Source organism: Paenibacillus sp. Y930 (genome assembly GCF_056786375.1).
This window is the reverse complement of the sequence record NZ_JBXCIX010000005.1, coordinates 322,744-348,950: the sequence shown is the minus strand read 5'-3', so window position 1 is coordinate 348,950 and position 26,207 is coordinate 322,744. Positions and strand designations below refer to the sequence as shown.

Here is a 26,207-nt window from a genome sequence, read left to right as displayed (position 1 = left end):
AGATGAATCATAGTTCATCTACTCCAGAAAATGCAATAAAATTCTAGTAGCACGATTATGGTGACAATTATTTAAGTTTGATTTTTGTATCTAAGTTACAATTTACCGAATGAAGACGGTCATCTAGATCAATACTACAGGGGATGATTTATGATATAATGATGTTTAGTGTAACTTACAAACAATGATTCTACGTCTTGAGGTGAATGGTTTGAAAACAGGTATAAAACCGATACTATGGAGCTTAATGGCACTTGCGATGTCTTTGTTCATCATAGTACCGGGTCTTAATGTATTAACACTATTGTTTAGCTTGGTTCCTTATACGCTTCTTTATACGCAATTGGACAAAAAGTCATTTGTTGTACATGTAATTGTAATTTTTGTCGTTGGATCTGTTATTATAGATCCATTTATTTTTCTAAGTACAAGTATATTAGCATTAATTCCGAGCATTTACATGGGCCATTTGTACAGAGGCGGAGCACCTTCATTAACGATTATCCCGAAAATGACGGGGATAATGCTAGTTCTTCTTATGTTGGAACTATTGGTGATTGAAAATGTGATCGGTATTTCTATGTTAAACGATATTCGCACTACATTGATCGCATCGATGAATAATTTAACTGCGCAAGGTTTGTTACCGCTGAATTGGAACGCTGAAGTATCAGAAGGTTTTGTGAAAATGTTTCTAGATATGATCCCGTTCGTCATTCTACTTATTTCGTTCAGCATTGTCGTATGCTCTCATTATGTTGCTCGTAAATTAGCGACGATGGAGGGTATCGTTGTGCCTGCATTTCCAGCGGCTAAGGATTGGCGCTTACCCCGTTCAATATTATTTCTTTACTTGCTTGTCTATATTGTGCAGATGATGGTAAATCCGCTAGATACATCATTTCTAACGGTAGCACTTGCAAGTCTTGTGCCAACATTAAGTTTCCTATTTTCTATTCAAGCGGTTGGTTTTTTCTTCTATCTCGCACATAATCGAAATTGGCCAAAAATCATTCCGGTTTTAATAGCAATTCCTGTTATCCTAATACCGTTTTTCAGTATTTTAGGGATATTGGACGCGGCTTTTCCACTTAGAAAGTATTTTTCTAAGCAAACCTAAGCACGGGAGCGATTATGAATATGCCGAATTTTTTAACGAGACGTTGGCACGGTCTTCATAGTATTATATCCATCGTTATTATGCTCATATTAACAGCGATGCTAACTATTTTTTCTTGGATAGCAGGAGCGGTTGGACTATTGTTAAGTATAGGTGTAGCAATCTATTTATTGATTGCTGAGCGTGCGTTTCGCCACGATTTCAAATCGTACATTCAGACTTTATCCTATCGCCTGAAGAAGGGCGGAACGGATGTTATTCAGGAATTACCTTTTGGAATTATTATATTTAATGAAGAAAACATAGTAGAGTGGCATAATCCTTTTATTGCCCAGATTCTGAATCAAGAATCGTTAATTGGTGAATCGCTTACGAAGTTATTTCCATCTATCTCGCAAGCGAAAGATCGAGAAGGGCATATTGAAGTTATGTTGCACCAGCATATGTATCGGCTAACTTTCCGTGAGAAGGATCGGATCGTCTACGTGGTAGATATTACGGAAACATGGGCATTACATAAAAAGTATGATGAGGAACGTCTATCGCTAGGTGTCGTTATGGTCGATAATTTGGAAGAGGTAACACAAGGGCTAGATGATAACCAGCGTGCAGTACTTCTCTCAAAAGTGACTGGCGAAATTACCGACTGGGCACAGAAATATGAAGTGTATTTGAAACGACTAACTTCGGATCGCTTCCTACTTATTACCGATCAGCGGACACTTCGCATACTTGAACAAACACGCTTTGATATTCTTGACGATGTACGTGAGTTGACAAGTGATCAGAAAATACCAGTGACGCTTAGTATTGGATTTGCTGCTGGTGCGGATCATGTTCTAGAGTTAGGACAATGGTCACATCGCAGCTTAGATATCGCATTAGGTCGTGGTGGCGACCAAGTAACGGTTAAGTTTGGCACACGTCAGACGTTCTATGGTGGTAAAACGAATGCAGTTGAGAAGCGTACTCGTGTACGGGCGCGTGTTGTAGCACATACGTTACGGGATCTTATTAAGGAAAGCTATAATGTGGTCATTATGGGCCATCGTATGCCTGATATGGATGCCATCGGTGCTGCAGTTGGTATATTGAAAGCTGCGCGAATGCTAGGCAAGGAAGCTTATATTGTATTGGAAGGTAATAATCCATCTATCGATCGTATGATGGAGCTTTTGCGCGAGGATGAGAAAATTGCTAAGCGGTTCATTACACCTGAGCAAGCGATAAGTCTGATGACGCCAGCGACTTTAGCTGTTGTTCTAGATACGCATAAGGCATCTATGGTAGCAGAACCGAAGTTATTAAGTATGACCGAGCGATTAGTAGTTATCGACCATCATCGACGTAGTGAGGAGTTTCTCAGTCATGCTACATTGATGTATTTAGAGCCTTATGCATCGTCAACATGTGAATTAGTTACGGAACTGTTACAATATATTCATGATCGAATTTCTTTAGATGTGCGGGAAGCAACTTCATTATTAGCGGGCATTACCGTTGATACGAAAAGCTTCTCATTAAGAACGGGTGCTAGAACATTTGAAGCAGCATCATTTTTACGTCGTAATGGCGCAGATTCATCGATGATTCAACGTATGCTACAAGAGGATTTGAATGGGTATCTGAACAAATCTGATATTATTAAGCATGCAACGATCATCTATGAACATATTGCATTAGCTGTTGTGGAAAAAGGCCAAGTGAAGTCGCAATTATTAATTGCTCAATCGGCAGATACATTGCTGAATATGTCTAATATTTATGCTTCATTCGTTGTTTCGGAACGACAGGATGGTTTAATTGCCATAAGTGCCCGTTCATTTGGACAAATTAATGTTCAGGTTGTGATGGAGCATATGGGCGGTGGTGGACATCTAACCAATGCTGCGGCACAGTTAGAGGGAACGGTAGATGAAGTGGCGATTAAGCTGAAAAATGTACTCAAACAAATTGAGGAAGAAGAGGGGTTATTCGAATGAAAGTGATTTTTCTACAGGATGTTAAAGGTCAAGGTAAAAAAGGTGAAGTTAAAGATGTTTCTGAAGGATATGTACGTAATTTCTTATTGCCGAAAAATTTAGTTAAGATTGCATCAGCCGGCAATGTGAAAACATTAGATATGCAGCATGCTTCTGAAGTAAAGCGCAAAGAGCAAGAGAAACAAGATGCGATTGCATTAGGCAAAAAAATTGAAGAATTAACGATTCAAGTAAAAGCTAAAGCTGGTGAAGGCGGTAAATTATTCGGTGCCATCACAACGAAACAAATTGCTGATGCTGTTGCAGCACTTGGCATCAAAATCGATAAACGCAAAATGGAATTGGATGAGCCAATTCGTTCCCTTGGCGTAACGCAAGTACCTGTTAAGCTACACCTGGATGTAAAAGCGACTATGAAAGTACAAATCGTCGAAGAATAGTTAGAGGTAGTTCAAAACATCCACTTGTGATCACGATGACTATGCTGACGTAGCGTAGTCGACGGCGAATATGCCTCCCCATCGAAAGCCTGTGTGTGCTCGTGTACCAATAACGTACACTGTGCTACTCGTTTTCGCTGTGGGTCATCTTCTTGGTGCTGACAAGCGAACGTTTTGAACCTTTATTTGAAGTTCGGTCAAAAGACATCGTGGCTTCACTTTGTTGCAGAGACATTGTCGTTATGCTTCGAAGGTGTGGGTTTGCTTACGTACACTTTGTGTACGTTGTACTCTATGCTCCGTTGTATAGGCATCATCATAGCTTGGCTATGATGATTTTGAGAGATAAATTGAACCACCTTAACATGAAAGTTCAAAAAATGGGCTTTCAGAACCGAGAAGATGGAGCGCTACTTGAGAAAGGCGGAAGCGCAAGTGTACGTGTTTGGTACACGCGAACCGTACTTTCCAAGTTCGCTTCATCTTCGACGTCGAGTAACCTTCGAAGTCAATCATCGTTATCAAAGTCCGTTTTTTGAACTACCTCTAAAAGAAAGGATGTGGGCTGGTGAATTCTGAGCCGTTATTTGACCGCGTGCCTCCGCAGAATATGGAGGCTGAACAGGCTGTTATTGGGGCAGCATTGTTACAGCCAGAAGCTTTAATTACAGCGATGGAACGTGTAAAGAGTGAAGATTTCTATAATAGTGCCCATCAACTGATCTTTGAAGCTATGTTGGATCTCGGTGAGAACAGTCAACCGATTGATCTCGTGACGTTAACAGCGCATTTACAGGATAAGGGCACGTTAGAGGAAATAGGCGGAGTAAGTTATTTGGCGAAGCTTGCCCATTCCGTACCTACGGCTGCTAACGTAGAATATTATGCGCAAATCGTTGAAGAAAAGTCGATGTTACGTCGCTTAATTCGGACAGCAACAAATATTGTTTCTGATGGCTATGCGAATGCAGAAGATATAACGAGTATGCTTAGTGATGCAGAGAAAAAAATTATGGAAATTTCCAATCGTCGTTCAAGTAGCGGATTTATTTCGATTCGAGATGTATTGATGGAAGTTTTCGAAAAAGTAGAATTTCTCTATGCAAACCGCGGAGGAACTTCTGGTATTCCGTCGGGCTTCATTGATCTAGATCGGATGACAGCAGGCTTCCAGCGTAGTGACTTAATTATCGTTGCTGCTCGGCCTTCTGTAGGTAAGACGGCATTTGCCTTAAATATTGCGCAAAACGTTGGTGTACGTGCCAAGGAGACGGTAGCTATCTTCAGTCTGGAGATGTCAGCTGCTCAGCTTGTACAGCGTATGATTTGTGCGGAGGCCAATGTCGATGCGACACGTATGCGTACAGGTAACCTAGAGCCTGATGATTGGGAGAAGCTGACGATGGCGATTGGTGCTTTATCTGAAGCGGAAATCTTTATAGATGATACTCCAGGTATTACTGTAGCGGAAATTCGCGCAAAATGTCGTCGTTTGAAGAAGGAAAATGGTTTGGGTATGATTGTGATCGACTATTTGCAGCTAATCTCAGGTCGTGGGAAAGCTGGAGAAAATCGTCAGCAGGAAGTATCTGAAATATCACGTACATTGAAGCAAATTGCTCGTGAGTTGGAAGTTCCTGTTATCGCACTGTCGCAGCTTAGTCGTGGCGTTGAACAACGTCAAGATAAACGTCCAATGATGTCCGATCTACGTGAGTCAGGATCAATTGAGCAAGATGCCGACATTGTATCCTTCCTATATCGCGATGATTACTATGATAAAGAGTCAGAGAAGAAAGATATTATCGAAATTATTATTGCAAAGCAGCGTAATGGTCCCGTTGGGACGGTGGAGCTCGTATTCCTCAAAAACTTCAATAAATTCGTAAATATAGATAGAACTCATCAAGATCCGTCGAAAGCGTCATAAATCACGAACGATTACATGTACTAGCATGTAATCGTTCGTTTTTTATTTGACTTTTTTTAGGACAATTGATAAAATATCAATGCGGTTACTTAAAGTGAAAATTCAAAAAGTAGACTTTTTGAGCAACCGCTTGAATATCATCTTTTGTTGTGACAAAAATTATCGATGTAGAATCATCGAGTGGGGGTAGAGCTATGTCAACAGTTGTTGTTGTCGGTACGCAGTGGGGAGATGAAGGGAAAGGTAAAATTACCGATTTTCTTGCGGAGGGTGCGGACGTAGTAGCGCGTTATCAAGGTGGTAACAATGCCGGACATACGATTCTTATTGATAATAAAAAATATAAGTTAACGATGGTTCCTTCTGGTATTTTCAATGCCAATAAAACATGTGTTATTGGCAATGGTATGGTCATTAATCCTGAAGCATTAATTACTGAAATTAATTATATTCAAGAGAATGGCTTCTCTACAGAAAACCTTGTAATTAGTGATCGCGCGCATGTTATTATGCCTTATCATATTATTCTTGATGGTCTTGAAGAAGATCGCAAAGGTGATCAAAAAATAGGTACAACTCGTAAAGGAATCGGCCCTTGCTATATGGATAAAGCTTCTCGCAGTGGTATTCGTATCGCAGATCTTATGGATGCAGAAGAGTTCTCTGCTCGTGTCCGTGCGATTATTATTGAGAAAAACCAATTAATCGAGCAAGTTTACGGTTCTGCAGGTGTTGACGCTGAGCAAATCATTAAAGAGTATCTTGCATATGCGGAAGTACTTCGTCCATATGTTACAGATACGTCTGTTGTTTTGAATGATGCTATCGATGCTGATCAAAATGTGTTATTTGAAGGTGCTCAAGGTGTAATGCTTGATATCGACCAGGGTACTTACCCATATGTTACTTCTTCAAACCCGTCAGCAGGTGGTGTTTGTATCGGTTCTGGTGTAGGCCCATCACGTATTCAACAGGTTATCGGCGTTGCGAAAGCATACACCACTCGTGTTGGTGATGGTCCTTTCCCTACTGAGCAAGATAATGAAATCGGCCAACGGATTCGAGATATAGGCCATGAATACGGTACGGTTACTGGTCGTCCTCGTCGTGTAGGCTGGTTCGATACCGTTGTTATCCGTCACGCGCGCCGTGTCAGTGGTATTACGGGGCTTTCCCTTAACTCATTAGACGTTCTTTCTGGCCTTGATACCGTAAAGATCTGTACAGGGTATAAATATCGCGGTGAGATCATTCACCACTACCCCGCAAGCTTGAAAGCAGTTAGTGAATGTGAAGCGGTATATGAAGAGCTACCAGGCTGGTCAGAGGATATTACGAGCGTAAAACGTCTTGAAGATCTACCGACCAACACATTGAACTATATCAATCGTATTGCTGAACTAACAGGAATTCCAATTGCGATCTTCTCTGTGGGGCGGAATCGTGAGCAGACGAATCAAGTACTCCCAATCTACAAGTGATCCGCTTGTGATCACGTTGTGATACTCACAAGTTTATTGATATGATTACAGATTAAAGACTTAATTGTGAGCAATTCTCGCTTACAATTGAGTCTTTTTTGTCCTTGGATTTATACAAATTTAGGAAATAACTATTTTTGTGAGAATGAGTCCTACCCTTTCTGTCCATAATGATAGAGACTATGAAATGCGGTGGGAGTGAGATGGATGATTTTGAAGATTTTGATGTGGGCGGGTAAAGCAATCGCAACGGTGTTAATTGTTTGTATGCTATCAATATGGACGACAGGGTATATTATCACTAGTTATGTAGAATCTATTTTGAAGCAATATGAAATTCCAATAGAGATTCCTCCAATGGCGATGTCCGGTGTTTGGGGCATGCTGTGGGGAAGTGAAATAGATACATTAAGTAATAAGGCCGTCACAGACCTTCCTAGCGCCACAGAGCAACCAGAGACGAATGAGGGGGAAATACCGACTGAACTTAATACTGAACCTGACGATGCTGCTCAAGAAGTATTAGCCCCTATTGAGGTAGACGATACCGAAATCGCGATGACACCAGAGGAAATTGCTGATGCCAAAGATACAGTTTCGCTGGAAGATAAGGATAGAATGCTAGAGTTGTTGACGACCCAATTACCACCAGATTCGTGGCAAACATTCTCAACTTATCTAGAAGATGGACTAACCGATCAAGAGTTAATAGACATTCAACAAATGATGGCGCAGCACCTTAATGGCGCAGAATACGAGGAATTAATGATAATTCTTAAGAAATATTAATGTGATTAAAAAACTCCAAAGGTTGCTCAATTTGTAAATCCTATGTTAAAGTTAAAGGCGGATGATCCTATCAGGAGCGTTTGTCTTTTTTCTGTGGGGATACTTTAATAAGAGCAAAAGTGCTAAAAGGAGAATATCATGACCGGATTCGGGGACATGAGTCGTTTGAAAGAATCAGTTACGAAATTAGTAGATAAGCTAGTTAGTAAGATTCGTCCAGTAGACTCTCAAGCAGTAAAAGCTGAACCAGATGAACAGACCGATGCATTGATACCATCAACACCACTTTGGCGTAAAAAATCCACCCAACTTATAGGTGGAGCCATAATTCTACTAACAACTGCAGGCGTTATCGGCGTTCAACAATATAATGAATATAGGACTAATAATACATTTGAGATTTTTCATGTTTATCAAAATGGAACGATAATCGGTTCAGTAGATACTAAGAATGAAGTGGAAAAGTTAATAAGTGATGAACAATTAGAATTAGCTAACAATAATCCAGGTATTACTATGGTGCTAGAGACAGGCGAACTTACATATGAAAGTGAAACAGCTTTTAAGTTGTACGCTGATACAGATGCAACACTAAGTGCGCTTGAACAATCCTTTACATCACATGCAGTCGGAGTAGCTGTCGTAGTTGACGGTAAAACATTAGGTATCGTTAAAGATGAAGCAACAGCGGCTAATATTTTAAGTAGACTGCAAAGCGAATATGCGCCTGAATTAGCAAGTGCAGTTACAAAAGGTCAAACGATCGAATCATTATCTTATAATGCAGCTGATGCAAAGACAGATGAGCCAGCTACAGTAAGCTCAGATGAACCTTCTACAGTCGTTACAGAAATTGGTTTCGTAGAAGATGTTAATGTAGAGAATACTGTTACAGAGCCAACTTCCATTATGGATGAAGATGCTTTATATTCTACCATTGTTGAAGGCAGCACGAAGCCAACGAAATATGTTGTGCAAAAGGGCGATTGTGTAGGTTGTATCGCTTATAAACTTGGTATTTCAGAGCAAGTCATCTATGAGAATAACCCTTCCATTGTAGGCGACAAAATTACTGCCGGCGATGAGTTGGATTTAACGGTACGTATGCCAGAAATTACAGTGAAATCTACGGAAAAATCAATAGAGATTGAAGAAATTGCTATTCCTATTGAATATGTCAAAAACAATGAAGTTCGTGAAGGCGAAAATAAAACGATTCAAGAAGGATCGGTAGGTTCGCAAAAGTTAACGTATAGCATTTACAAAGAGAATGGATATATTCTTACAGAAGAATTGGTTTCTAAGGATATCATCGTAGAAGCAGTTCCTACTATTATTGAAAAAGGTACGATGATTATAGCTGGTGTTGGCTCTGGTCAATTTGCATATCCAGTATCTAATTCCCGACTTTCTAGTAAATATGGTTCCCGTTGGGGTAGAAGTCATAAAGGAATTGATCTAACAGGTAATAAAAGCATAAAAGCAGCGGATGCTGGAGTAGTTGAATTTGTTGGAACGAAAAGTGGTTATGGTAATGCGATTATTATTGACCATCAAAATGGATATAAAACTTTGTACGGTCATCTTAAGTCCTTTGATGTAAGTAAAGGAGATAAGTTGAGTCAGGGTGACAAGATCGGTATTATGGGTAATACTGGTCGCTCTACAGGCGTACATCTTCACTTCGAAATTTTGAAAGATGGTAGCAACGTGAATCCACTTAGCTATTTATAATTTTATATATATTGAAGGACGAGTACAAAAGTATCTATACTTTTGTGCTCGTTTTTTGTTATGTTGGCAGCTATTCAAAAAATAATATGTAGCGGTGCTGCAATCATTGGGTACAAGTGGTAAGGCTATGGTAAAATAGTATTTATAAGAAGGATAAATGAGGCGGTGTTTGCGCATGTACGGAAAAATATTAGTAGTAGATGATGAGCAGCCGATTGCAGATATTTTGAAATTTAGCTTAGAAAAAGAAGGATATGAAGTCATTTGCGCATTCGATGGTGAAGAAGCCATTCGTCTTGCCTTTGAAGAGCAACCAGATCTGATGCTGCTAGATCTGATGCTTCCCATTAAGGATGGAATGGATGTGTGCCGCGAAGTAAGAGCAAAGCTGCATATGCCGATTATTATGCTAACCGCGAAGGATACGGAAATTGATAAAGTGCTTGGACTAGAGCTAGGTGCCGATGATTACGTAACAAAGCCCTTTAGTACACGTGAATTACTTGCACGGGTAAAGGCACATCTGCGAAGACAGAAGAAGTCAACGATGCTTGCACAGGAGTTATTGGCTGAAGACGGTCATGATCAGGGTAGCTTTGAACAACAAGGATTTAGTTTGTTTAATCTATTTATTGATACCGATATGTATGCTTTATATAAGGATGGAGAGCCGATAGAGCTAACTCATCGTGAATTTGAGCTTGTTCATTATTTGGCTAAGCATTGCGGGAAAGTGATGACACGCGAACATTTATTACAGGCAGTATGGGGATTTGAATATTTCGGAGATGTACGTACCGTCGATGTAACGATTCGTCGATTGCGTGAAAAAATCGAGAATGACCCCAGTCGTCCAGAATACATTTTAACTCGTCGTGGACTAGGTTATCTGATGCGTAATCCTAAATTCGGGAGTTTATAATGAAGCTGAAACAGTACTTTCAAACGATTCAAGTAAAGCTTGTTATTATTTATTTATTACTTATTCTCGTAGCGATGCAATTGATTGGCGTGTACTTTATAAGTGCAGTAAAGACATCGTTAGTGAATAACTTTACGAATAATTTGAAGGAACAAGCTGATATTCTTGCAAAGTTTGCAGCTCCGAGTCTATCGCCTAGTATAGATAATGATACGGATTCATCGGATAATACTTCGGAGGATTTGAATCTTGTTGTCCGTAATTTGTTCAGTATTAGTGGGGCAGAAGTGCAAGTGCTTGACGCGAATGGTAAAATCGTTGCGACATCGCTGCAGCTTCATCAATCGTACATTGGGCAGAAAAATAAGTCGTTAGCGGTCAGCCGTGCCCTGCAAAATATTTCTGATAATGAAGAAGAATACATTGAGGAAGACGGCTCGCGTAAGAAGATGATCGCAGTGCCTGTTACTCATAACGATAAAATAGTTGGAGCAGTACATATTGTTGCTTCAATGACAGAAGTGTACGATACGATGAATCGTGTAAATCAAATCTTTTTCTCAGGTACTATTATTGCGCTCGGTTTGACAGGGGTGCTCGGTGTAGTGCTTGCGCACACGATTACGCATCCGATCCAAGGATTAACGCGCCAGGCTGAGCTTGTAGCAGAAGGGCATTTCGATATGAAAGCACCCGTACTTGGTAATGATGAGATTGCTCGTCTTAGTATGGCATTCAATGAGATGACGATTCGGTTAAAGGAAGCATTATCATCGAACGAGGAAGAGAATGAAAAGCTAATATCCGTTCTTTCCAATATGAGTGATGGCGTATTGGCAGTGGATGAGAATAAACAGGTCATTATATGGAATAAACGCGCATTGGAATTATTAGAGCTCGGTACATTGCAGGATAAAGGATTACCAGAAGTATTAGAATTGAGTAAGGAGCAAGAGCAGTCTCTACAACAAGGACGTATGCAAAGTTTTATCATTCGAAGAGATAGCTCTGACTACGATACATCAACGGAAGAAGATAGTATTTTGAAAGTGACATTATCGCCAATTCATCGGCGGGATCGTGGGATTACTGGCGCAATTGCGGTACTACAAGATGTTACCGAACAAGAGAAGCTTGAATTATCGCGCCGTCAATTTGTAGCCAATGTATCTCATGAGCTACGAACACCACTAACAACGATTAAAAGCTACGCAGAAGCGTTGAATGATGGGGCGTTAGAAGAACGTGAGCTGTCTGAACGATTTGTTGGTGTAATTAGTAATGAGACAGAGCGTATGATCCGTCTTGTTAGTGATCTATTGCATTTGTCACGACTAGATTCGAATCAAGCGCCACTTCGTCGTCAACAAACGAATATTCAAGATATGTTAGATGAAGTAGCAGATCGCTTCTCGTTCCAATTACGTCAGAAGCGGATTACGGTAACGGTTAGAGTAGGAAAAGGTGTTCGTAACATATGGCTTGATCGCGATCAAATCGATCAAGTGCTTGATAATTTAATTTCCAATGCGGTGAAATACACGCTCGATGGTGGCAAGATTACATTAAATGCTATGAAATCAAGAGAGAATGCATCCCTTGATATTAGTGTTCAAGATTCAGGGATTGGAATTCCTACGAAGGATCTAACGAGAATTTTTGATCGTTTCTATCGTGTCGATAAGGCGAGATCCCGTAATATGGGCGGTACGGGCTTAGGATTATCAATTGCCCGGGAAATTGTGAAGAAGCATGGAGGCAAAATAGCGCTTGAATCTGAATTAAATGTAGGATCAAAGGTTACATTTAGTTTGCCCTTGCTACAGGAAGGAGGGAAATCCAAATGATGGAGAGATTTAAGTCCGCTTTATTAGTGTTTCTAGTTGTTTTAAGCTTACTTCAGACGTATTTCCTTGCGTATCGAATGCCATGGCTTGGTACGACCACGAGAAGTGATCAAGATTATGTAAATACGGAGTTAATCGGTAAGATAAGTAATGTAGAGAGTGTGATATATCCGGAGGAATTAATACTTCATCTTGGTGAGGACAAGCATACGATTGTTTATCCTAATACACAATTCTACGATCTGATCGTTCGTCAACGTCTTGCTAATCGTGAATTAAAAGGTCTGCAATTGGTTGCTAACAAGGCAACGGACTGGACGCAGCTGAAGCGAGATCATCAAGGTATTGAGCTATCATTTCGCAATGGTATTTCCCTTGATCTATTGAAGAAGCTATTGAAGATTGAGACAGATGCGGTTCATGCGGCAACGCAAATTGATCGCATTTACATTTATGCGATTAAAGAATCGGAAGAGGTACATGCCTTTTTCTTTGAGAAAAATGGATCAACTGTGTATGAAGCGGTTCGAGTCGATCTAACGGTGAAGGATCTTCAAGATTATGTAGGGTTTGGCGAGTACTTGCCACGTTACGAATATCTTAATGGGGATTTATATGTTGCGATTGATCCGATTCAAGCTACAGAATATAGTTTTGGCTATGATGTTATTACGCCAGAGCAGATGCAGCGTAGTCTTTTCTTTGATTCTAGTACGACTAGAGCGATTGTGAATCGTTCAGGATCACAAATTTATACCGATGGAAAACGTGGTCTAAAGGTTGAGCAAAATGGATTATGGATTAGTTATTCAAATTCGACGGCATCACAGACGAATACAGCTCCAGCGAGTGAAAATGTATATGTAGCCGTTGATTTTGTCAACCAGCATGGTGGATGGGATTCCAGTTATCAATTAGCAAATGTACCAGAGGCAGATGAGAAATATGTACGCTTCCGCAAATATATTGAGCAGTATCCTGTTATTGATATAAGTCCATTCAATTATGGATATATTCAATTGGGATTCCAGCAAGGTGTCGTTGTCGAGTATGAACGTACGTTAATTTCATTGCCTAGCGTAGCAGAATCTAAAACGATTCGTTGGTTATTTGGAGGTACAGGGTTGAGGAGTCAACTTGAGTCCTATAGCAATAAAGATGAAGTCGTTGCGATTTTCCCAGCACTGACAGCAGTTCCACAAAGCGATAATCAAGTTAAATTTATTCCTGTGTGGGCAGTACAACTGCAGGATGGAACAGAGGAAGTATTAATGGACGCGATGTTGCCGGGCATTGATCCGAGTATTCTAGATAGTTCGAAGAAAGAGCTGTGAGCGTGGTGGCGGTAAATATTGCCGATGCTTCTGGGGGAATTCGTTTCAAGATAAGAGAGAGCTAGTAGCTCGAACGGATCGGCTGTAACGTCAATTTTGACGTTACAGCAGTACTATTGCTCGAAAAGATCGTCTGTAGCGTCAATTTTGGTGTTACAGCAGCACTATTGTTCGAAAAGATCGTTTGTAGCGTCAATTTTGGTGTTACAGCAGCACTATTGCTCGAATAGATCGGACATAGTGCCTCTTTTCTTTGTAGGTTGGTGTATGTGACCAAAGTAGTAATAACATTTAAAAGTTTGGTATATGCTTACGAGGTAACTTTTCGTTTACAAGAGGTTACTCAGGGAGTTACAAAAAGTTTGGTATATGCTTACGAAGTAACTTTTCGTATTCGAGAAGTGATTCTAAGGAGCTAACGAAAAGTTTGGCTTATGCTTTCGAAGTAACTTTTCGTATTCGAGAAGTGATTCTAAGGAGCTAACGAAAAGTTTTAGGAGGTGAACATTCGTGGACTGGAGTCGGGCTAAGAGTGCGTTAATTTTCTCTTTTCTGATGCTTAATCTATTACTTGGTTATCAGCTATGGAGTGAAGTGCGTACGGAAGTGAATGCTAACGCCAATACAGCTGAGTTGCCTGCGGATAAGCTGCAGCTCATGCAACAGAAAAAAATTACGCTGTCTACGAATTTACCGTCGGAAACGCCGCGAATGGGTGACCTCACCTATTTATTACAGTCTGATAGTATGGAAAATCATAAGGCGGCGCCTATTAATCCACCTGTAGACAGCTCAGTGGTGTTCATTAGTAAGCAACTGACGAAGTCACTAGGGGATCTCATTCCTGATCTATCGGAGTATGCGTATGATGTGCATAGTAGTCGTGATGGTGTATTCGTCTTACAACGGATGGTCAATGGACGCCCGATGTTCCAGACGAAGCTAGAGTTATACAATAGTAATTTGAAAATTACAGCGTTTTTGCAGGATCGAGTAGAAATTACAGGTACAGGTGAGGAGCAGCAAGTATTATCTGCTTCAAAAATAGTATCTAGCTTAATTGAATCGTATCTAGAAAACGGCGTAGTCATTGTAGATATTCAGTTAGGATACTATGGACAAATATTTGACTCAGAAGTTCAGGTTGCAACACCGGCGTGGCGTGTTATGCTAGATGATAGTAAAGTTTATTATGTTGATGCTATTAGCGGAGAGGTATTAACTGACAATACGGAGGACAAGCTATAAAGGCTCCTGTCAGCCAGGAGAAGGGATATGAACGAAGTATTATGGGATTACGATTTACAGTACTAGCGAGCGGCTCTACAGGGAACGCGACAATTATAGAAGGCAATGATAAGACGGTGATGATTGACGCCGGATTAAGTGCCAAAAAGCTCGATGAGTTAATGAAACAGCAGGGGATTAGTGGACAGTCAATTGATGCACTGCTTGTTACCCATGAGCATTCTGATCATATTAAAGGTTTAGGGGCATTTGCTAGAAAGCATAATCTACCAATTTACGCCAATGAAGCAACATGGGGTGCGTTGGAACGTCATGTTGGTACCATTAGCCCAGAGAAACGCAATGTGTTCGAAAGTGGCGAAAGCTTGAAGTTCGGTTCTATGGATGTGCATACGTATAATATTTCTCATGACGCGGCCGAGCCAGTAGGCTACACATTTGAACAAAATGGACAACGATTAGGTGTTGCTACTGACCTTGGCTATGTAAGTGAAAAGGTAAAACAACAAATTATTGATTGTGATGTGCTTGTATTAGAATCTAATCATGATACTGAAATGCTGCGAATCGGACGTTATCCTTGGAATATTAAGCGTCGCATACTTAGCGATGTTGGTCATCTATCGAATGTTGCGGCAGGAGAAGCTTTAATAGAGTTAATGACGGATCGCACAAAGCGTGTATATTTGGCCCATCTTAGTCAGGATCATAATCAGATGGACCTAGCTATGTTAACCGTTAATTCTATATTCGAAAGTCATGGAATATTTTATAAGCGGGAGGAGTTTCCGCTAAGACCTACCTTTGCTGATCGACCGACACCTTGGGATGGGTTAGGTTTGCAATAAGCTGTTCAAGTGTTCGATCAATCCGATTCATCGTTCGTTGTAGCTCTGCATCGTTAACGAGTCCTTTCGAAGTTAGAATGGCAATTAGTGCGTTCAAAGTAAGAAGGGTATGGTAGTGCTCTTGCTTTAAGTCAGCTAATTGTGCAGCTAACTGAACATGTTCTAATGAATAAGAAGTTGACATATAATAAGCCCCCTATAGGAATTTTTTATGTTTATAAATGACTTGCATAAGTAGTCTCTTATTAGTGTAGTCTAATCTCGCAAAAACATTCCTATTTCATGGGAAAGGTTAGTAAGATATAGAATAGTGGAGAGGGGCGATTATAGTATGGGCTTGTTTGATGACGATTTTTACTCATCAAAAGTTTCACGTAAAGCGTTACGGGAGCAATTTGGAGTAGGTAAGCGTTCACGTAGGCAGCAGCCTTTTTTACGTGATTGGAAAGTAGGTAAGCTATCAACACTGCAAATTGCATTGATCTCATCATTCTCAAGCGCTATAGTAGCTTGCTTGCTATTCGGATTTATATTTGGCTTTGGTGGCGGAGCACCCTCTGATCGTGAAATTGCTGGTCTTGATCCGTCACAGCGCGCTGTACAAGCAACAGATAAAGTACGACCAGCCGTCGTAAGCATTATTAATGAGCAGAAATTCACACTGGGACTAGATAGTAAAATCGTTGATCCGGAAAGTGATGAAGGTAGTGTATATAAGGAAGCAGGAGTAGGTTCAGGACTTATAATTAAGAAGGATGATACTTACGCTTATATTATTACGAACTATCATGTCGTTGCCAGTGCAGGACGTGTGCAGGCGGTGTTAACAACAGGTGAGAAACGCGAGGCGGAAATCGTCGGTTTAGATCAAACTACAGATCTCGCTGTATTGAAAATAAAGGCTAAAGGTATCGAGAATGTAGCAGAGATCGGAGATTCCTCTTTATTACGTGCAGCTGAGTTTGTATTAGCTATTGGAAATCCACTTGGGATGGGTGAATCGATTACGCTTGGCATTGTCAGTGTCACGAATGAAACAATCGCAGTGTCGCTTAATCAGAATGGGGTTATGGACTGGGAGCAGGAAGTTATTCGTGTCGATGCAGCCATTAACCAAGGAAATAGTGGTGGACCGCTCATTGATCTGAACGGTCGAGTGATTGGTATTAATAGTATGAAAATCTCGAATTTTGGTGTTGAAAGTATTGGTTATGCGATTCCGATCAACAATGTCATGCCAATTATCGATCAGTTGGTTGAGCAGGGTTATGTGTCTAGGCCGTTTCTAGGTATAAGTATGCTTGATCTGCAGCAGTATTGGGCACAGCAGGAGTTAGATCAAGAAGCTGATAAGGATGAAGAAGGTACCGAAGGCGAATCGCAGCTTAGTTTGCCACGAGGAGTGTATGAAGGTGTTTTAATTACAGGGGTACAAGGCCCTGCACTTAAAGCTGAATTACAATATAACGATGTCATTGTGCAATTGGATGATACGAAGGTGAATAGTATACGTAAGCTTCGTAAATATCTATACGATCAAAAGCAAGTTGGCGAAGAGATGATCGTTCATTACTATCGTGGCAAAGAACTGCTGCAGACGAAGGTCATACTTGGCGAAAATACGCCGGAATAATAACGAAACCGATAGAAACCGTAGTGAAGCAAAGAGGTTGTTAGCAGCTTAAGATGAGCTTGCTATATTGCCTCTTTGTTACGCTACGGTTTTGTTGTAAGTACAAGAACAATTGCGAATTTTGTGGTATATTGTAAGCATATTGAATAAGAACCTCACAGATAGGAAGAGACGCTATGTATTGTGTATGTAAAGAATGTATTGACGAAGCAATTGAACTTTTTGTAGATGAATATGAAGATGCACCGGATATGGTTGATTTGAACGAAACAGAATTTGCAGACTGGGACCCACCGCGTAAATGCGATTTGTGTGAGGAAGCTGCTGTAGTGTTGGTGGTCTAGATGCATATACAGATCATTGCAGTAGGAAAGCTGAAGGAAAAGTACCTCGTAATGGGTATGGCTGAGTATGCGAAGCGTCTAGGTCCGTATATAAAGCTGACGTTGTCTGAAGTACCGGACGAGAAAGCACCAGAAACGATGAGTGCTGCAGAAGAAGAACAAGTAAGAGATCGCGAGGGTGACAAAATCCTCGCTCACATAAAGCAAGAAGCTCATGTAGTCGCTCTCGCAATTGATGGAGAGCTATGGTCAAGTGAGGACCTTGCCCAGCAACTAGATAAGCTAGCCACGTATGGAAAAAGCCACGTGGCTTTTGTTATAGGTGGAAGTAACGGATTGTCGAGCAATGTGCTGAAGCGGGCGAATCAAAGGTTGAGTTTTGGAAGAATGACGTTGCCACATCAGTTGATGCGGTTGGTGTTGATTGAGCAGGTGTATCGTGGGGTGAAGATTAATCGGGGGGAACCATACCATAAATAGGGCGAAATTTTTGGCAAAAGGGCTTTGCAAGAAAGGGTTAGTAGAAAAAATTAATAAAGATAAAGATAACAAATACACAATGCTGGCAAACAGTTAGAGGATGGGCTTTCATTCCCAACGAAAGTCATGTGCATTAGGGTCTTGCGCAGCGGGAACGGAAAGCGGTGGAGCAAGGAGTCGAAGGGCCAATCCGGGAGTACACTTGCACGTAGGAGGCGGGTAATCTTTTACAGTCTATATATTAAAGAAGCTCGCTGTCGCAGCGAGCTTTGTTTGTGTCATCTTTCAACCTATTTCCAACAACCGTAATTCAACTACAACCTTTTCTCACCTATTAAAATAGTGGCCCTGTTCAAGGTCTTGGATCAGGCTAGGGTGGACCTGATGCCATCCTAAGCGTTCCTTTGTCAGCGAGCTCGACGCTGGATTATCCGTGGAGGCAGCAAAGGAGAGCCAACCGAAGTGAGCGTCTGCCTCTTCACGGGTGATGCTGACCACCGGCAGGTTTAAGTGACGTCCGATGACGCCGGCAATATCCCGGAAGGGCACTCCTTCTTCGGTGACCCCGTGATAGATGGCTTTCTTGTCGCCTTTGTCAAGCACCAGTCTAAAAAGACGTGCTGCATCCAATTGATGTACTGCCGGCCATCGGTTGAGTCCATCTCCCACATAGGCTGAAACCCCTTTTTGACGCGCGATCTCGATGAGGGTCGGAACGAAGCCCTGCTCGCCCTCACCATGTACGGACGGCGCGAGGCGGACGATAGATGACCGCACCCCGTGCTCAGCCAGCTCAAGCGCTGCCTCCTCGGAGCGTCGCGGCGTAGATTGCGTCGACGCTTGTTCTTCCGTCCCCAGGATTCCCGGTATGAGCATCAATGTGCCTGAGGTGGCCACGAATGGTTTCCCGGTACCCTTGAGCACCGATCCCATGGCCTCGATCGCCAGACTGTCGGCTGCTGCAGCCGCCTCAAAGCTGGCGAAGTCGTGTTTGAAGGCCAAGTGAATGACCCCGTCTGCCGATCTGGCACCTTCTCGCAGGCTATCAAGGTCATCGAGGTCGCCGCGGTGTACTTCGGCGCCGGACGCCTTCAACGCTGTGGCGGACTTATCCGAGCGGGCGAGTCCAACAACCTGATGCCCCGCATTGAGAAGTTCGCGTACGACGGCAGAACCGATGAACCCCGTTGAACCAGTTACAAATACACGCATAGTATCCATCCTTTCATCTCATTGGCATGATTAGGTACAGGAAGGATTATACAGCAAGGAATCTTTAAAGTAAACAAAATTTACTAAATTGGTTAAGTTTATAAAATAAGTTAATGAAGTTTGTAATCCTAGCGATTTTGCTATACTATTGTGAAGTAAGCATCAAAGGGGGCTTAAGTCGTGAGAAAACCAATGAGCGCAAATCATTATATGAATAAAATCAAGCCTATCGTTCGAAAGACCAAGTTTAGCCAATTGAGAATCGACGATATCGCAAAATATATGGATATTAGCAAAGTGACGTTATATAAACATTTTTCATCCAAAGAGGATATTATCGAACAGGTAGTCGAATATGAAATTCAGTATTTGCAGCAGGCTGATCTCGTTGTAAATGATGATTCCCTCTCTTTTATAGATCGCTTCCAAAAAACATTTCTGCAATCGGTGCTGTGCGTTGCTTATATATCTGATTTGTTTCTGCAAGATCTCAAGGAATTTTATCCGACACTTTATGAAAAGCTTGTCTATGCCCAACAAAATCGGAATAAGAATTTGCAGGATTTTTTTGAAGCCGGGATGGACCAGAAGGTGTTTAACCGAATGAATGCCGTGCTGTCCTTGGTTCAAGATGACGCCACCCTGCGGCGTATTATGGAACCGACCTTTAGTATCCAATGGTATGATCTCACGTTAAAACAAGCCATTATCGAATATTATAAGATGAAACAGTATCAAATGATTAGGCCGGAACATTTGGGTACGATTGACGACTCCAATTTGGAAAGTCAGGTAGCGGAGATTTTACAAACCATCTCGTGACGTCAACGATGCATTTTTCGCAGAGATGATATCGGGGTAACCTTCCAGTTGGATTTGTACTACCTTGTCAGCATAAAAGTATGATTCGTAAAAGTATTCTTCATTCGGGTTAGTAGTGAAGACATCGACATCATTATGAATCGATATCCTCACGAACCCTAGATTCTATATGTGAAATCCTATGGAATAAACTCTTCATGGATATATTTCATGAAGGTTTTTTTCGCCCTATTTGTGATACGGTGAACCGTATCATAAGTAGGGCGAAATTTTTGGACAGAAATGAGCATCTTCGGACAGGAATGGAATCGCTTGATTATGTACAATGAAATTGAAAGGAGATGAGGTCTATTGGATACGTTAAGTTCGCTTCGTCTAGCTATTGATTATATTGAAGATCAACTTCAATCAAAGCTTGAGCTAGATGACATCGCAAGTGCCGCATTGTCATCAAAATATCATTTCCAGCGAATGTTTCATGCTTTGACGGGTTTCACTGTAACCATATATGTTCGAAATCGTCGCCTAACGCTTGCCGCTGAAGAATTGGCAGGGACGGACAGCAAGGTAATTGATGTCGCACTTAAGTATGGTTATGAGAGTCCGGAAGCGTTCGCAAAAGCTTTTCAACGGTTGCATGGTGTGACACCTTCAGCTGCAAAGAGAAAAGATGTAAAGCTCAAGTCGTTTCCTCGGATCTCCTTTCAAATTCATATCAAGGGAGATTCGGAAATGAACTATCGTATTGTGGAAGAAAATGAAACTCATGTAATCGGCAAGGATGTAGTCATTAAGAATGATGCTTATACGGAGATTCCTAGATTTGTGGAGGAAATATGGAAGAACGGCACGCATGATCAAATTAACGAGTCTTTGGGTAGATCAGCGGGAACACTGCTCTATGGTTATCATTATGATTTTGATGATGATGGAACAAAGCGTTATCTGATGGGTTATGAGCTGCCGGAAGGGAACAAAGTTCCGTCAGGGCTCACCACTCTAAATATTCAACCTCAAACCTACGCTGTTGAACTGCTCCCTGTCAAGTAGACAGTGAAAAAAACAAAAAGCTATGGCACCGACTAGATACTTATGGTTGGTGTCATTTTCTATGCTACGGAACTACGCAGGTATTGCCTATATTCCAATGGCGTCATGCAGCGTAGTCTCTTTTGGTAGCGATGATTATTGTAATAATTAATATATTCTATTATTTGGGTTTCTAACTCTTCGTACGTGTTGAATTTACTAAGATAGTACATTTCAGATTTCAACATGGCCCAAAATGATTCCATTGGGCCATTGTCTATGCATCTGGATACTCTAGACATACTTTGTGTCATACCAGCATCATCTAGTTTCTTTTTGAAAGTTTTGCTTGTATATTGGAATCCACGGTCACTATGAAAGAGCGGTTTTACATCTGGATAGGTCTGATGTGCGGTATCGAATGTTCTGAAAACAAGGTTGTTGTTATTGGAATGCCCTACCACAAAAGACACGATACTTTTATCTGACAAATCAAGAATTGCGCTCAAATAAGCCTTGCTTTGAAGGCCGTACTTCATTTCAGTCACATCCGTGAGCCATTTTGTACCGAACTCATGAGATTCAAACTCTCTATTCAAGATATTTTCGGCCGTAATTTCAGGCGTGGAATGGATGTAATTCTTTCGTTTCTTACGGCAAACCGATTTTAATTGCAAGATGTCCATGAGTCTGTATATTCGCTTATAATTGACCTTCAAATCATGTTCTCGATTCAGTTTAATGGTCATCTGACGATACCCTAGGATACCGTTCTTTTCTTCATATGCATCCTTAATCAAAGGAAGTAACATTTTATTGAATGTCTCATTGTCACTTTCTTTCCGATTTAGCCATTTATAATACGATGAACGTTGGATTCCCATCAGATCACAAAGTTGACTTATGGGATAGGATTTCGTGGCATTCAGACCGCGTATCGTTAGATATATGGCTTCATATCGAGCTTGACTTAGAATCGCCGCCTTTCGAGTTCTTCCAGCTTTTTTAGCAGATCTATCTCCATCTGCTTTCTCTTATTCTCAGCCTGGAGTAGTTTATTCTCTGCCCTCAGTTTCTCCACCTCGGACATCGCATCTTCATTTTTTCTTATCCCACGTCTGTCCTGAAGTGCATCTACACCGGATTTTATATATTTATTTGTCCAGGAATAAACTTGCTGATAGGATACTTTGAATCTCTCTGCTGTCTGGGCATAATCGTTTTGATGTTCTATGCAGAATGTGACAACTTCAATTCTTTCATCGAAAGTCGTTGATCGTCCTTTGGTCATGATTGGCGTTCCTTCTGTTCTAGAAGTATACAACTTCTCATGACCATTATACTTCAGAATCCATTGCCGCAATTGGCGAGTTGACTTTATCCCATATCTTTTACAAACATCCATGTGAGAACCGCCACCAGCTATATAGTCCTCGACAGCTGTTTTCTTTAACTCAGCAGAATAGGAAGTGTTTTGGGAGGTATGAAGGAGTCCATTTGGTCCTAAGGATTGATAGGTTTGAAGCCATTGTTTAATGGATGTAAAGGAAACACCTAGAAGAGATGCTAAATGATTAAGTGAATCTTCCCCACGAAGATATTTTTCAATCGCTGCGATCTTTCTTGGTCCAGATATTTTTGCTTTATGAGACATAGAAAATATGCTCCTCCTTGAAATAAACAGTTTTATTATTTCAACTGTCTACCACAAGGGGAGCATATCAGAGTTCGCCTCGCAAGGGCTTTTTTTCATGCGATTGTATGCCAATAACATCGTAGCCGAATTAGGTTTGAGCATCCACGAACGTAATTTGCTTCCAAATAGCGCATAACATTACCCATGGATGTTTGGTAACGACATGCGGAATGAATAATTGAACCAGTTGCGGGACGTGATTCTGACGCTGTGACGAGGAGTGTTTATGATTAAGATAAAATTGGAGGTTTCGATCAATAGAAATTCCTTATTGTAATCAACAGGAAATCCGATTTAATGAGCTAAGAAGTCAGCAATTAAGTGGCGCGGCAGATTTTTCGCCGATAGACCCGTTAAGGTGAGCCTTACCATAAGTAGTGCGATTTTTTGCTTAAATAAGAAATAAAGAAAAAGGCCCGACGAGCTTGTCTTCGCAAGCTAATCAGGCTGAGTATAAGAATAAAAACTTGTGAATGCTTTGGAACAAATTACTTCTAAAACTGATGAACTACCTTCCGCCTTAAGTAGAAGATTAACTGACCTGAGCAGAGGGGCGAATAATGATTTCATTCACCGAGGCCCATTCCGGTTGCTCGATGGCATAGCAGATCGCTTTAGCAATGTCTTCGGGCTGTAAAGGCTGAGTGGTTCCACGGGTTCTTAAAGCCTCCAGCGCATCTGTATCTGTAATTGTATCCTGTAACTCAGTTTGAACAATACCGGGAGAAATAATAGTTGTTCGAATATTGGAAGGGGCTAGCTCCATACGGAGGCCTTCTGTTATGGCGCGGACCGCAAACTTGGTACCACTATATACAGCCCCAGCCACACCGACACGGTGGCCAGCAACAGAAGAAACATTGATGATATGGCCGGATTGTTGTTCTTCCATCGCAGGCAGACATGCAGCGATTCCGTTCAATACTCCCTTAATGTTCACATCAACCATACGATTCCACTCATCGACTTTAAGCTTATTCATGAAAGACAGTGGCATGAGTCCGGCATTATTGATCCATACGTCTATATGACTGTAGCGTTCAAGCGTGATGCTGGCCAGTGCCTTCATTTCTTCAAGAGAAGTAACATCTGCGGCATAAGGGAATGCTTGCTTACCCGCTTGATTGATGCGTTGAACGGTTTCCTCTAATCGTTCGATTCGTCTTGCTGACAAGACCACCTTAGCGCCGAGTGCAGCCAACTTCTCTGCGGTCGCTTGACCAATCCCACTGCTGGCTCCTGTAATTACAACGACTTTTCCTTCTAGGGTTACCATGTATACCTCCTTAAAAATTGGAGCAGGTGCTCCAATTGATGTTGTTGACCCGTAGCGTGGCTACGGGTCAGCTTGAATTTGGGAAATGTGATTTTACACTTTTGGGGGAACTTACCTCGCAGGACTGTATTCTTCATCGAGAAATTGCTGCACAGCCTGGAAGACTTGTAATCTGTTCTTCTCAAGCATGACCATATGCGTTCCTTCTCCGATTTCGGCCCAACGCCGATAGGGAGCGCTTGTTATTTCGGAGAATAACTCTTTTGCCAATTCGATCGGAACATCGATGTCCCATTCTGCATGAACCAAAAGGACTGGAACCTTGATATCTTTGGGTTTATAGAACTTTTTGCCTGCGCCCCAATATTCACGTATATCTTGTATGGGACCGTTAGTAGCTTGGATACTCGGGGGGGTTCGCATCTTGCTAGTGGGGTCAGAAGCAAGTGTAGCTTCCAACCACTTCTCGAACCAGCCTTCTGGGAGGAGGCTGTCTCTCTTATGTTCCGGAGCAGCGCTTAACCATCTAACCTTCATTTGGTTTGTCGGAACGAAGCGATATGCTTCAATCTGACCGCCGGGATCAAGCGGAATTGGCTCTGAGCTAATCCATTGCGGCGCGACTAGTGAAAGTTTATTCACCTTATCGTTGTGCATACTGGTGTAAGCGGCAGCTATGGTCCCGCCCCAGGACATCCCGAACACATTGATTTTGGACAGTTTCTTTCGCTTCAAAATAAAATCAACGGCAGTACCAAAATCTCGAACGGCTGTTTCGGTTCGGACGAGCGGAGGATTGTGATCAGCAGGCTGCTTCATCTCGGGTGGGCGAGTCGATCCACCATAACCGCGTACGTTCACGGCATACACATCATAACCATGGCTGGCAAGGTAATCCAAAAAGGTAAAGCCATCAAGTGCGACATCGAAAAGACTTTCGATTGGATAGGTTGCACCATGCACGATCAATATGGTCCGTTCCGCAGAAAAGCTTTCACTGGAAGCCAAACGTTTATTTCTAACTAGCAGTTCAATGCCTGGTGTATCGCTTTGAATTCTAAAGTCTTCCTTCACAATGAATTGCTCGTTAAATAATAGATTTGTATTCATGTTATGTCACCTGCCATTCAACCAGATTCAATTACTCATAACGCCATTTGTAGCCGTCTCCATCTCGACTCACATAACCTGCCGAAGTGCCAGGGAAATGCGTACCGAAATAAAGGGCATTGCGATCCGCTGCATAGGCAAGCGCCCAAAGCCGCGACTCACGTGCTTGTTCATCGAATTCACAGAAGCAAGAGTTCCATTCCGGACGATATACTTGGATCGGATGATGCAAAACATCGGAGGCGAAGAAGGCTTCTTCCCCACGTGATGTTATACTGATCGACATTTGACCGATGCTATGACCCGCAGATGGGATGAATTTGATTCCATCAATAAAGTCTCCGCCCTCTGGTCCGATAAATTCGGCTAATCCCGCCTGGACGATCGGTAAAACACTTTCCTCGTAGGCATTAATGCTTACCTGGTTTGCCTCATTATGGCTTTCTGGACTACCGAAGAATTTTTCCTCTATTTTCGGCATAATGTATTTTGCATTTGGGAAGGTCGGAACCCATTTGCCGTCAACTAGCTTAGTGTTCCAGCCGACATGATCATAATGGAGATGCGTCAGCAAGACGTAATCCACTTCCTCGGGAGTTACGCCAGCTTCCTCCAACCATTGGAGATAGGGAAGCTGAAGATTGGAAAGACCCGGATTATTGGGCAAGTTTTTATCATTTCCAGTAGATGTATCTATTAAAATAGTATGCTCGGGAGTTTTCACGATCCAATTACCGATCGTAATGATGACATGTTCCAGATCCTCATCCATGCTTCCTTTAAGCAACCAGTCTTTATGCTGTTCTAAGAAGGACGGATCCCAATCAGGAAGAAGGTCCTTCGCCGTATATCCGTTTGTTTCCAATTCATTTATGCGTCTGACTGTGATGTCCCCCACTTTATAGATCTTTGAGCCTAATGCCATAATTG

General features: G+C 41.7%; 24 protein-coding genes. 17 read left to right on the top strand and 7 right to left on the bottom strand.

Annotation, left to right across the window (positions count from 1 at the left end):
* The first annotated feature begins 211 nt into the window (after positions 1–211).
* The 12 genes from AC1TO5_RS16565 to AC1TO5_RS16510 all read left to right on the top strand — a co-directional run bounded on the left by AC1TO5_RS16565 (position 212) and on the right by AC1TO5_RS16510 (position 15,675).
* Positions 212–1,120 carry a DUF2232 domain-containing protein gene (locus tag AC1TO5_RS16565; protein ID WP_482063935.1) on the top strand — a complete coding sequence of 303 codons (909 nt, stop codon included), beginning with the start codon at positions 212–214 and terminating at the stop codon, positions 1,118–1,120.
* A 20-nt stretch (positions 1,121–1,140) separates the two neighbouring features.
* Positions 1,141–3,102 (top strand): DHH family phosphoesterase, encoded by a 1,962-nt coding sequence (locus AC1TO5_RS16560; protein ID WP_482063934.1) that lies wholly within the window; start codon positions 1,141–1,143, stop codon positions 3,100–3,102.
* Positions 3,099–3,542 (top strand): 50S ribosomal protein L9, encoded by a 444-nt coding sequence (rplI, locus tag AC1TO5_RS16555; RefSeq protein WP_482063933.1) that lies wholly within the window; start codon positions 3,099–3,101, stop codon positions 3,540–3,542. Before AC1TO5_RS16560 ends, rplI begins: the two co-directional genes overlap by 4 nt.
* Before the next feature lie 568 nt (positions 3,543–4,110).
* Entirely contained in the window at positions 4,111–5,472 is a 1,362-nt protein-coding gene (gene dnaB / locus AC1TO5_RS16550) for a replicative DNA helicase (protein WP_482063932.1), read from the top strand.
* A gap of 194 nt (positions 5,473–5,666) precedes the next feature.
* The gene (locus tag AC1TO5_RS16545) at positions 5,667–6,953 is read left to right on the top strand and encodes an adenylosuccinate synthase (protein ID WP_482063931.1); all 1,287 of its coding nucleotides are present in this window, start codon (positions 5,667–5,669) and stop codon (positions 6,951–6,953) included.
* Between the two features lie 207 nt (positions 6,954–7,160).
* Positions 7,161–7,742, top strand: coding sequence for a hypothetical protein (locus AC1TO5_RS16540; protein ID WP_482063930.1), 582 nt, complete (start codon positions 7,161–7,163; stop codon positions 7,740–7,742).
* A gap of 138 nt (positions 7,743–7,880) precedes the next feature.
* Positions 7,881–9,476, top strand: a complete 1,596-nt coding sequence (locus AC1TO5_RS16535) for a peptidoglycan DD-metalloendopeptidase family protein (protein ID WP_482063929.1) — start codon at positions 7,881–7,883, stop codon at positions 9,474–9,476.
* 175 nt (positions 9,477–9,651) lie between these two features.
* On the top strand, positions 9,652–10,398 hold the full coding sequence (gene yycF, locus AC1TO5_RS16530; RefSeq protein WP_482063928.1) for a response regulator YycF: 747 nt from the start codon (positions 9,652–9,654) through the stop codon (positions 10,396–10,398).
* Positions 10,398–12,245: a cell wall metabolism sensor histidine kinase WalK gene (gene walK, locus AC1TO5_RS16525; RefSeq protein WP_482063927.1), complete on the top strand. Its 1,848-nt coding sequence runs from the start codon at positions 10,398–10,400 to the stop codon at positions 12,243–12,245. Before yycF ends, walK begins: the two co-directional genes overlap by 1 nt.
* Complete coding sequence (gene yycH / locus AC1TO5_RS16520; protein WP_482063926.1) at positions 12,242–13,579, top strand: two-component system activity regulator YycH; 1,338 nt, start codon at positions 12,242–12,244, stop codon at positions 13,577–13,579. Before walK ends, yycH begins: the two co-directional genes overlap by 4 nt.
* Positions 13,580–14,089: 510 nt before the next feature.
* Positions 14,090–14,827, top strand: coding sequence for a two-component system regulatory protein YycI (yycI, locus tag AC1TO5_RS16515; RefSeq protein WP_482063925.1), 738 nt, complete (start codon positions 14,090–14,092; stop codon positions 14,825–14,827).
* 41 nt (positions 14,828–14,868) lie between these two features.
* Positions 14,869–15,675: an MBL fold metallo-hydrolase gene (locus AC1TO5_RS16510; protein ID WP_482063924.1), complete on the top strand. Its 807-nt coding sequence runs from the start codon at positions 14,869–14,871 to the stop codon at positions 15,673–15,675.
* On the opposite strand, the gene AC1TO5_RS16505 is transcribed toward AC1TO5_RS16510, so the two are convergent.
* Positions 15,626–15,859, bottom strand: coding sequence for a hypothetical protein (locus AC1TO5_RS16505; RefSeq protein WP_482063923.1), 234 nt, complete (start codon positions 15,857–15,859; stop codon positions 15,626–15,628). The genes AC1TO5_RS16510 and AC1TO5_RS16505 overlap by 50 nt on opposite strands.
* 147 nt (positions 15,860–16,006) lie before the next feature.
* On the opposite strand from AC1TO5_RS16505, the gene AC1TO5_RS16500 reads away from it, so the two are divergent.
* The 3 genes from AC1TO5_RS16500 to rlmH all read left to right on the top strand — a co-directional run bounded on the left by AC1TO5_RS16500 (position 16,007) and on the right by rlmH (position 18,132).
* Positions 16,007–17,308, top strand: coding sequence for a S1C family serine protease (locus AC1TO5_RS16500; protein ID WP_482063922.1), 1,302 nt, complete (start codon positions 16,007–16,009; stop codon positions 17,306–17,308).
* 176 nt (positions 17,309–17,484) lie between these two features.
* Complete coding sequence (locus tag AC1TO5_RS16495) at positions 17,485–17,652, top strand: CxxH/CxxC protein (RefSeq protein WP_482063921.1); 168 nt, start codon at positions 17,485–17,487, stop codon at positions 17,650–17,652.
* Positions 17,653–18,132 (top strand): 23S rRNA (pseudouridine(1915)-N(3))-methyltransferase RlmH, encoded by a 480-nt coding sequence (rlmH, locus tag AC1TO5_RS16490; protein ID WP_482063920.1) that lies wholly within the window; start codon positions 17,653–17,655, stop codon positions 18,130–18,132. It begins immediately after the preceding gene.
* A 327-nt stretch (positions 18,133–18,459) separates the two neighbouring features.
* Here the strand turns inward: rlmH and AC1TO5_RS16485 are convergent, their stop codons facing one another.
* Positions 18,460–19,344, bottom strand: a complete 885-nt coding sequence (locus AC1TO5_RS16485) for an SDR family oxidoreductase (protein ID WP_482063919.1) — start codon at positions 19,342–19,344, stop codon at positions 18,460–18,462.
* Positions 19,345–19,524: 180 nt separating this feature from the next.
* Between AC1TO5_RS16485 and AC1TO5_RS16480 the strand changes: the two genes are divergently transcribed.
* A complete protein-coding gene (locus AC1TO5_RS16480) occupies positions 19,525–20,166 on the top strand; it encodes a TetR/AcrR family transcriptional regulator (RefSeq protein WP_482063918.1) in 642 nt (213 codons plus the stop codon).
* A 351-nt stretch (positions 20,167–20,517) separates the two neighbouring features.
* Positions 20,518–21,216 carry an AraC family transcriptional regulator gene (locus tag AC1TO5_RS16475; RefSeq protein ID WP_482063917.1) on the top strand — a complete coding sequence of 233 codons (699 nt, stop codon included), beginning with the start codon at positions 20,518–20,520 and terminating at the stop codon, positions 21,214–21,216.
* 59 nt (positions 21,217–21,275) lie between these two features.
* Here the strand turns inward: AC1TO5_RS16475 and AC1TO5_RS16470 are convergent, their stop codons facing one another.
* The 5 genes from AC1TO5_RS16470 to AC1TO5_RS16450 all read right to left on the bottom strand — a co-directional run bounded on the left by AC1TO5_RS16470 (position 21,276) and on the right by AC1TO5_RS16450 (position 26,142).
* A complete protein-coding gene (locus AC1TO5_RS16470) occupies positions 21,276–22,124 on the bottom strand; it encodes an IS3 family transposase (protein WP_482063983.1) in 849 nt (282 codons plus the stop codon).
* A 41-nt stretch (positions 22,125–22,165) separates the two neighbouring features.
* Entirely contained in the window at positions 22,166–22,849 is a 684-nt protein-coding gene (locus AC1TO5_RS16465; RefSeq protein WP_482063916.1) for a transposase, read from the bottom strand.
* Between the two features lie 574 nt (positions 22,850–23,423).
* The gene (locus tag AC1TO5_RS16460; RefSeq protein ID WP_482063915.1) at positions 23,424–24,167 is read right to left on the bottom strand and encodes an SDR family oxidoreductase; all 744 of its coding nucleotides are present in this window, start codon (positions 24,165–24,167) and stop codon (positions 23,424–23,426) included.
* Between the two features lie 111 nt (positions 24,168–24,278).
* Positions 24,279–25,277: an alpha/beta hydrolase gene (locus tag AC1TO5_RS16455; RefSeq protein ID WP_482063914.1), complete on the bottom strand. Its 999-nt coding sequence runs from the start codon at positions 25,275–25,277 to the stop codon at positions 24,279–24,281.
* Between the two features lie 31 nt (positions 25,278–25,308).
* Entirely contained in the window at positions 25,309–26,142 is an 834-nt protein-coding gene (locus AC1TO5_RS16450; RefSeq protein WP_482063913.1) for an MBL fold metallo-hydrolase, read from the bottom strand.
* Between the last annotated feature and the right edge of the window lie 65 nt (positions 26,143–26,207).